Annotated in this window: 9 protein-coding genes; 6 read left to right on the top strand and 3 right to left on the bottom strand. The window is 50.2% G+C overall.

The window, feature by feature from the left end; translation table 11 throughout:
• Positions 1 to 130 precede the first annotated feature (130 nt).
• The gene (gene ung, locus HMPREF3050_RS07815) at positions 131 to 790 is read left to right on the top strand and encodes a uracil-DNA glycosylase (RefSeq protein WP_070636219.1); all 660 of its coding nucleotides are present in this window, start codon (positions 131 to 133) and stop codon (positions 788 to 790) included.
• 109 nt (positions 791 to 899) lie between these two features.
• A complete protein-coding gene (locus HMPREF3050_RS07820) occupies positions 900 to 1,397 on the top strand; it encodes a YbhB/YbcL family Raf kinase inhibitor-like protein (protein ID WP_070774361.1) in 498 nt (165 codons plus the stop codon).
• A 60-nt stretch (positions 1,398 to 1,457) separates the two neighbouring features.
• Here HMPREF3050_RS07820 and lipA read toward each other — a convergent pair whose 3' ends face one another.
• From lipA to HMPREF3050_RS07835, 3 genes are read right to left on the bottom strand one after another with little or no spacing between them, the layout of a single operon-like run.
• Positions 1,458 to 2,444 (bottom strand): lipoyl synthase, encoded by a 987-nt coding sequence (gene lipA, locus HMPREF3050_RS07825; RefSeq protein ID WP_003778467.1) that lies wholly within the window; start codon positions 2,442 to 2,444, stop codon positions 1,458 to 1,460.
• Positions 2,444 to 3,061, bottom strand: coding sequence for a lipoyl(octanoyl) transferase LipB (lipB, locus tag HMPREF3050_RS07830; RefSeq protein WP_009311759.1), 618 nt, complete (start codon positions 3,059 to 3,061; stop codon positions 2,444 to 2,446). Before lipB ends, lipA begins: the two co-directional genes overlap by 1 nt.
• Position 3,062: 1 nt before the next feature.
• Positions 3,063 to 3,329, bottom strand: a complete 267-nt coding sequence (locus tag HMPREF3050_RS07835) for an HP0495 family protein (protein WP_003756826.1) — start codon at positions 3,327 to 3,329, stop codon at positions 3,063 to 3,065.
• A gap of 200 nt (positions 3,330 to 3,529) precedes the next feature.
• Here HMPREF3050_RS07835 and lon point away from each other — a divergent pair, with 200 nt between their 5' ends.
• The 4 genes from lon to thrB all read left to right on the top strand — a co-directional run bounded on the left by lon (position 3,530) and on the right by thrB (position 8,327).
• Positions 3,530 to 5,992, top strand: coding sequence for an endopeptidase La (gene lon / locus HMPREF3050_RS07840; protein WP_070774362.1), 2,463 nt, complete (start codon positions 3,530 to 3,532; stop codon positions 5,990 to 5,992).
• Positions 5,993 to 6,176: 184 nt separating this feature from the next.
• A complete protein-coding gene (locus HMPREF3050_RS07845; RefSeq protein ID WP_003677477.1) occupies positions 6,177 to 6,446 on the top strand; it encodes an HU family DNA-binding protein in 270 nt (89 codons plus the stop codon).
• A 278-nt stretch (positions 6,447 to 6,724) separates the two neighbouring features.
• The gene (locus HMPREF3050_RS07850) at positions 6,725 to 7,258 is read left to right on the top strand and encodes an inorganic diphosphatase (RefSeq protein ID WP_070774363.1); all 534 of its coding nucleotides are present in this window, start codon (positions 6,725 to 6,727) and stop codon (positions 7,256 to 7,258) included.
• Positions 7,259 to 7,409: 151 nt separating this feature from the next.
• A complete protein-coding gene (gene thrB, locus HMPREF3050_RS07855; protein ID WP_070774364.1) occupies positions 7,410 to 8,327 on the top strand; it encodes a homoserine kinase in 918 nt (305 codons plus the stop codon).
• Positions 8,328 to 8,403: the final 76 nt, after the last annotated feature.

The raw sequence follows: 8,403 nt of genomic DNA on the forward strand, positions 1-8,403 counted from the left end.
TCGCCTTGTCCTGATTTAAATTCAATCCACTATATTTTATGCGTCCGGAAGAAATGGAAGGTCGGCAGAAAAGGCGTCATCTCCATTTTGCTGCGTTATAATCATTTTTCACGATCATGAAGGCATCAATATGCAAACTTGGCACGAAGCAATCGGCTCGGAAAAGTCCGAACCCTATTTCCAACACATCATCGAAACCGTCAAAAAAGAGCGCGGCATGGGGCGGATTATCTATCCGCCTGCCGAAGACGTGTTCAACGCCTTTAAAGCAACCGAATTCGGTAACGTCAAAGTCGTGATTTTGGGGCAAGACCCGTATCACGGCGCAGGACAGGCGCATGGGCTGGCGTTTTCCGTCCGCGAAGGAGTCGCCGTCCCGCCCTCGCTGGTCAATATTTACAAAGAGCTGGCGGACGACATCGAAGGCTTCCGTATCCCGCAACACGGCTATCTGCAACATTGGGCGGAGCAGGGCGTTTTGCTGCTCAATACCGTCCTCACCGTCCGCGCGGGACAGGCGCATTCCCATGCCACATTGGGTTGGGAACGCTTTACCGACGAAGTGGTCAACCAAATCAACCAAAACCGCGAACACGTCGTCTTCATGCTTTGGGGCAGCCACGCACAGAAAAAAGGCGCGTTTATCGACCGCAGCCGCCATCTCGTCCTCAGCGCGCCGCACCCCTCGCCGCTGTCCGCCTATCGCGGCTTCTTCGGCTGCAAACACTTTTCCCGCGCCAATGCCTATTTGCAGGAAAACGGGATAACGCCGATAGATTGGCAGGTATAAAACAGGTCGTCTGAAAACGGCAGTCCGGCAAACTGAACAATCCGATTACCCGTCTGAACAAGCCTTCCTTTTTCAGACGACCCCTTTCCCAACCCCACAGGAGAACACTATGCAGGTAACGACTTCAGCCATTGTCAACGGCGAATTTGAAGACAAATACGGCAAACGCGGCAGCCAGTTCAGTCCGAACGATATGCCGACTTACTCCATCCCCTTTGAAATCAGCGGCGCGCCCGAAGGCACGAAATCCTTCGCCGTCGTTTTGGAAGACAAAGACGCCATTACCGCCAGCGGATTTGTGTGGACACACTGGTTGATTGCCGACCTCAAGCGCACCTCCGTCGCCGAAAACGAAAGCCTGACCGCCACCGACTACACGCAAGGCGCAAACAGCTGGGCGAGCCTGTTGGGCAAGTTGGACATCGAAGAAGCCACAGGCTACGGCGGCATGTATCCGCCCAACTGCCGCCACCGCTACGAACTCATCGTTTACGCACTCGACACCGTATTAAACCTGCCGCGCGGCTTCCGCTTCAACGACCTGCATTTCGCCATGCAGGGACATATCTTGGACAGCGCAAGCGTAATGGGAACGTATGACGTATAAAGCTTAAGCCGCTTGTTTGAAAAAAGGTCGTCTGAAAATTTTCAGACGACCTTTTTGTTATCAGTGATGACCGCAACCGCCGCCATGACTTTCGCGCAATGCTTCGGCAGCCTGCTCGTCGGCATGGTAGCTTGAGCGGACCATGGCGCCGATGGCGGCGTTGGTGAAGCCCAGTTCGTATGCTTCTTTTTCAAAGATTTTGAACTGGTCGGGCGTGACGTAGCGCAAGACGGGCAGGTGTCCGTCTGAAGGCTGGAGGTATTGGCCGATGGTAATCATCTCGATATTGTGCGCCCGCATATCGCGCATGATTTCGCGCACGTCTTCGTCTGTTTCGCCCAAGCCGACCATGATGCCGGATTTGGTAGGGATGTGCGGCATCATTTCTTTGTAGCGGCGCAGCAGGTCAAGGGAGTGCTGATAGTTGGCACCCGGACGGGCTTTTTTGTACAGGCTCGGATGGGTTTCCAAGTTATGGTTCATCACGTCGGGCGGGGTTTCGGCAAGGATTTTCAGCGCGATGTCCAAGCGGCCGCGGAAGTCGGGAACGAGGATTTCGATTTTGGTGTTCGGACTGGTTTCGCGGATGGCTTTGATGCAGTCGGCGAAATGCTGTGCGCCGCCGTCGCGCAGGTCGTCGCGGTCAACGGAGGTGATGACGACGTAACGCAGGTTCATGGCTTTGACGGATTCTGCAAGGTGTTTCGGTTCGTCGGGGTCAAGCATATTCGGGCGGCCGTGTCCTACGTCGCAGAACGGGCAGCGGCGGGTACAAATGTCGCCCATAATCATGAAGGTCGCCGTGCCTTTGCTGAAACATTCGCCGATATTCGGGCAGGAGGCTTCTTCGCAAACAGTGTGCATTTTTTGTTCGCGCAAAATATCTTTGATTTCAAAGAATTTGCGTGACGGCAGCTTGGCGCGTATCCATTCGGGCTTTTTCAGTTTTTCCTGAAGGGGGACGACTTTGATGGGGATGCGGGCGGTTTTGTCCGCGCCTTTGAGTTTGACGCCGCGTTTGGGATCGTCAACTTTGATTTCGCTCATTAATTGTTCGCTTTCGGTGTGAGTTGTGTCTCGAGGTGTGCGGTCAGTTTTTGTGCAACCTCGTCCAAGGTGGGACAGGGTTGGACAAAATCCGCGATTTGTGTCATTTCCATGCCGGCATAGCCGCAGGGATTGATGTGGGTAAATGGGCTTAAGTCCATGTTTACGTTTAATGCCAGGCCGTGATAGACGGAACCGTCTTTGATGCGCAAACCGAGTGAGGCGATTTTGCGCTCACCGACATAAACGCCGGGGCGTTTCGGGTCTGCCGCCGCTTCGATTCCGTATTCCGCCAACGTGGCGATGATGCTGTTTTCAAGCGCGGAAACGATGTTGCGGACGCTGGTTTTGCGGCGTTTGAAGTTGATCATGGTGTAGATGACCAATTGACCGGGACCGTGATAAGTGATTTGCCCGCCCCGGTCGATTTGGACGACGGGTATGTCGTCGCGGATCAGGAGGTGTTCCGGTTTGCCTGCCAGCCCTTGTGTGAAGACGGGCGGATGCTCGACCACCCATAATTCGTCTTCGGTATGTTCGTCGCGGGCTGCGTTGAACGCTTTCATGGCTTCGAAAGTCGGTTGGTACTCGACCATGCCTTTCTGCACGATTTTCATATCAGTACACCACTTTCACCATTTCGTGATCGGTCAGGGCGCGGTAGATTTTGTCCAGTTGCTCTTTGCTTTCGACGTTTACTTTGACGGTTGCGCCGGTATAGTTGCCCTTGCTGCTTTGACGGGTGGTGATGTGGTGGGGTTCGGTATCGGGCGCGTGCTGGCGGACGGTTTCCAAGATATTTTTTTCAAATTCGGGATGCGCGTTGCCCATGACTTTGATGGGGAATTGGCAGGGGAATTCGATGAGTGAGGTTTGGTCGGTCATGGCTGACTCCTGATGTGCTGTATGCCGAGAGGTCGTCTGAAAAGTTTCCAGTCTTTCAGACGACCTCGAACGGCGTGTATTTTATCGCAAAAAGTTGCCGATAAAAATAGAAGCGTACATCGGCTTTTTCAAGTCTTGAAATACGCTTTTCCATCCCAATTTAAGCCACATTCCGAATTTATTACCAAGTAGAGAACAATATGCCGACAAAAGAAAAACATTTTGAGGAATACAGCGCACTGGCAACCCTGCCTTTACGCGATGTCGTCGTTTATCCGCACATGGTGTTGCCGCTGTTTGTAGGCCGCCCGAAATCCATTGCGGCATTGGAAGCGGCAATGGCGAATGACGATCCGGTGTTTTTGCTGGCGCAAATCGACCCGAACACCGAAGATCCGACTGCGTCCGATTTGCACCGTACGGGTACGGTCGCGCAGGTTTTGCAGGTGTTGAAGCTGCCTGACGGCACGGTAAAAGTGTTGGTCGAAGGTATCCGGCGCGGCAGAGTGTTGACCATTGAAGAGAGCGGCGGGTTGTTCCTGTCACATGTTGAAGCTGTCAACGAGTATGCGGATGCGGACAATCCCGATATTGAAGCCATTCGTCGCACGCTGCTTACCCAGTTTGACCAATACGCCAAGTTGAATAAAAAAATCCCTGCCGAAATCATCAATACCATCAACGGTATCGATGATAACAGCCGTTTGGTGGACACGATTGCGGCGCATTTGCAGTTGAAACTGGAGCAGCGCCAACAGATTTTGGAAACCTTCGGCATTATCGGCCGTATGGAGTTTCTGCTCGCCCAGTTGGAATCCGAACTGGACATCATGCAGGTCGAAAAACGCATCCGCGGCCGTGTCAAACGCCAGATGGAAAAATCCCAGCGCGAGTATTATCTGAACGAGCAAGTGAAAGCGATTCAGAAAGAATTGGGCGAAGAAGACGAACGCGGCGAATTGGATGCGTTGGAAGCAAAAATCAAAGAAGCGGGCATGACCAAAGAGGCTGAAGAGAAATGTCTGTCCGAACTGAAAAAACTCAAAATGATGCCGCCTATGTCTGCGGAATCCACTGTCGTGCGCAACTACATCGACACTTTGCTTGAGCTGCCGTGGAAGAAAAAATCCCGTGTCAGCAAAGACATTGCCAAAGCCGATTTGGTGTTGAACGCCGACCACTATGGCTTGGAAAAAGTCAAAGAACGGATTTTGGAATACCTCGCCGTCCAAAAACGTATGGACAAGCTTAAAGGTCCGATTCTGTGTTTGGTCGGTCCTCCGGGGGTGGGTAAAACCTCTTTGGGCGAATCCATTGCCAAAGCAACAGGCCGCCAATATGTCCGCATGGCTTTGGGCGGCGTGCGCGACGAAAGCGAAATCCGCGGCCACCGCCGTACCTATATCGGCTCCATGCCCGGCAAAATCCTGCAAAACATGGCTAAGGCAGGCGTGAAGAATCCGCTGTTCCTGCTCGACGAAATCGACAAATTGGGCAGCGACTTCCGAGGCGATCCTGCCAGCGCGTTGCTTGAGGTGCTCGATCCTGAGCAAAACAACAAGTTTGCCGATCATTATGCGGAAGTGGATTACGACTTGAGCGATGTGATGTTTATCGCCACATCTAATAGCTTGAACATCCCGACCCCGTTGCTCGACCGCATGGAAATCATCCGTTTGTCCGGCTATACCGAAGACGAGAAAATCAATATCGCCATGCAGTATCTCGTGCCGAAGCAAATGAAACGCAACGGCGTGAAAGAGGGCGAATTGGTGGTCGAAGAAAGCGCGGTACGCGATATCATCCGTTATTACACCCGTGAAGCCGGTGTGCGTTCGCTTGATCGCGAGATTGCCAAAATCTGCCGTAAGGTGGTGATGCAGATTACCTTGAACGAAGATAAGAAGAGGTCGTCTGAAACCAAAAAAACCAGCAAAGCCAAGCCTAAGGCGGTTAAAGTCAATGAGAAAAACCTGCATGACTACTTGGGCGTGCGCCGCTTCGATTACGGCGTTGCCGAAAGTGAAAACCGTATCGGACAGGTTACCGGTTTGGCGTGGACGGAAGTCGGCGGCGAATTGCTGACTGTAGAAGCCGTAGCATTGCCGGGCAAGGGCGTGATCCAGTGTACCGGCCAGTTGGGCGACGTGATGAAGGAATCTGTGTCCGCGGCATGGTCTGTTGTCCGTTCCCGTGCAGAATCAGTGGGTTTGGCTCCTGATTTTTACGAGAAAAAAGACATCCATGTTCACGTTCCCGAAGGTGCGACGCCGAAAGACGGCCCGAGCGCAGGTATTGCCATGACTTTGGCGATGGTGTCTGCCTTTACCAGAATTCCGGTGCGCGCCGATGTGGCGATGACAGGCGAAATCACCCTGCGCGGCGAAGTTTTGCCAATCGGCGGTTTGAAGGAAAAACTGTTGGCTGCCTTGCGCGGCGGCATCAAACACGTCCTGATTCCGAAAGACAACGTCAAAGACTTGGAAGAAATCCCTGAAAACGTGAAAACCGGCCTGACCATCCATCCGGTCAAATGGATAGACGAAGTCCTCGCTTTGGGCTTGGAAAGCCAGCCGACACCTTGGGTTGCACCTTTAAGTACCGAAGAGGCGCAGGTTGAAGCCGCCAAACCTAAGTCAAGGGCGAAAGCGACCAAACACTGATTTTGTAAAAAATGTGTTGCAAAAGATGCGGGTTTGCCTTGAAAGCCTGTAAAATAGGGCAATTCCGCATTTTTTGCTTGACACGGTATTTTCAGAATTGCTATAAAGCGCAAAGGTACTCAAAAGTACGAAGCCCCGAGTATTCGGGCATTTCATTATTTTCAACGATAGGAAGGGACTGATTGTGAATAAGTCTGAATTGATCGAAGCAATTGCTCAAGAAGCCGGCATTTCTAAAGCTGCCGCCCAAAAAGCTCTGGATGCCACTACCAATGCTGTAACCAACGCTCTGAAAAAAGGCGACACCGTAACTCTGGTCGGTTTCGGTACTTTCTACGTTGGCGAACGTGCAGAACGTCAAGGCCGCAACCCTAAAACCGGCGAGCCTCTGACCATCGCTGCTGCTAAAACTCCTAAATTCCGTGCCGGTAAAGCATTGAAAGATGCCCTGTAAGCATAGATAGGCATTAAGCCAAATAAAAATCGACTCTGATATAGGAGTCGATTTTTATTTTGTGCTGTTTTTGTACATTTAACATAGAAATAAATCTAGAAATAAATCGAATAAAATTTGTGAGCAATGCCGCCTTGTGCCGTTATGTTCATGGTTTTAGATGTTCGGAAGAATTTTGCCGTCATGAATTAGGCGGAAAGCGAGACATTTCCAGAAATGTCTTTTGTTTGTTATACTTTTGGCGTTTAACTTTTGCAATTGTTTATAAGGAGCGCAAAATGGCAGATTTTAATAAAATCTTGACGCCGGGTGATGTCGATGGCGGCATTATTAATGTTGTGAACGAAATTCCTGCAGGCAGTAATCATAAAATCGAATGGAACCGCAAATTAGCGGCTTTCCAACTCGACCGTGTTGAACCTGCAATTTTTTCCAAACCTACAAACTACGGTTTTATCCCTCAGACTTTAGACGAAGATGGCGATGAATTGGATGTCTTGCTGGTGACAGAGCAGCCATTGGCTACCGGCATTTTTCTGGAAGCGCGCGTCATCGGCGTGATGAAATTTGTTGATGACGGCGAGGTTGACGACAAAATCGTTTGCGTTCCTGCCGATGACCGCAACAATGGCAATGCGTACAAAACATTGTCTGATTTGCCGCAACAATTAATCAAGCAAATCGAATTCCATTTCAACCACTACAAAGACTTGAAAAAAGCAGGTACGACCAAAGTCGAATCTTGGGGTGATGTTGAAGAAGCGAAACAAGTCATTAAAGAATCGATTGAGCGTTGGAATCAACAAGCTTAATTGAGATCAACAAGCAAAAGGTCGTCTGAAAATATTTTCAGACGACCTTTTTGTTTTTTATGACTATGGCGCGAGCTTGGCGTTTGCCTGTTTGGCAGGGGAATTTTTTGGTATGATTGCCCCTTATATTTTCTATTGATAGGTTTGCACTATGTCTGTCTATACAAGTGTTTCTGATGAAGAAATGCGGGCGTTTTTGACCCAATACGATTTGGGCGGTTTTGTATCGTTGCAGGGAATTGCGCAGGGGATCACGAACAGCAATTATTTTTTGACCACTACGACGGGGCGTTACGTTTTAACGGTATTCGAGGTATTGAAGCAAGAGGAGTTGCCGTTTTTTCTGGAATTGAGCCGGCATCTGAGTATCAATGGCGTGGCTTGTCCTGCTCCGATTGTGCGCAAGGATGGTAGGCTGGATTCTGTCTTGGTGGGCAAACCTGCCTGTCTGGTTACTTGCCTGAATGGCTCGGATACCGGCTGGGCAACGGAAATGCAATGTTTCAATACAGGGGCCATGTTGGCAAAAATGCATATTGCCGGACAGAGTTTTCCGCAAAAAATGGCTAATCCGCGTTACGACCGTTGGTGGCATGATGCTTGCAGTCAGCTTTTGCCGGTATTGAGCGAATATGACGCGGCTTTGCTGCAAAAGGAGATTGCTGATTTAGATGGTAATCTGGGTAATCATCTGCCTTCAGGCATTATCCATGCCGATTTGTTTAAGGATAATGTTTTATTGGATGGGGAGAAGGTGGCGGGCTTTATCGATTTTTACTATGCCTGCAACGGAAATTTTATGTATGACCTGGCCATTGCCGTCAATGACTGGGCAAGAACAGCCGAGAATAAGCTGGATAGTTCCTTGCAAGATGCTTTTATCAGGGGGTATGAAAGTATCAGGCCTTTGTCTGATGAAGAACGCGAATATTTCCCGATTGCCCAAAGAGCGGGCTGTATCCGGTTTTGGGTGTCGCGTCTTTTAGACTTTCACTTTCCGCAAACCGGTGAAATGACGTTTATTAAAGATCCCAATGCTTTTAGAGATTTGTTGCTGAGTTTGAATTGATGCATATGCAGGTAGTGAATTAATACTTGGTATTTGAAATGTAATGTATAGTGGATTAACTTTAAACCAGTACGGC

Origin of the sequence: Neisseria sp. HMSC065D04 (genome assembly GCF_001815675.1) — a bacterium.
GTDB lineage: Bacteria > Pseudomonadota > Gammaproteobacteria > Burkholderiales > Neisseriaceae > Neisseria.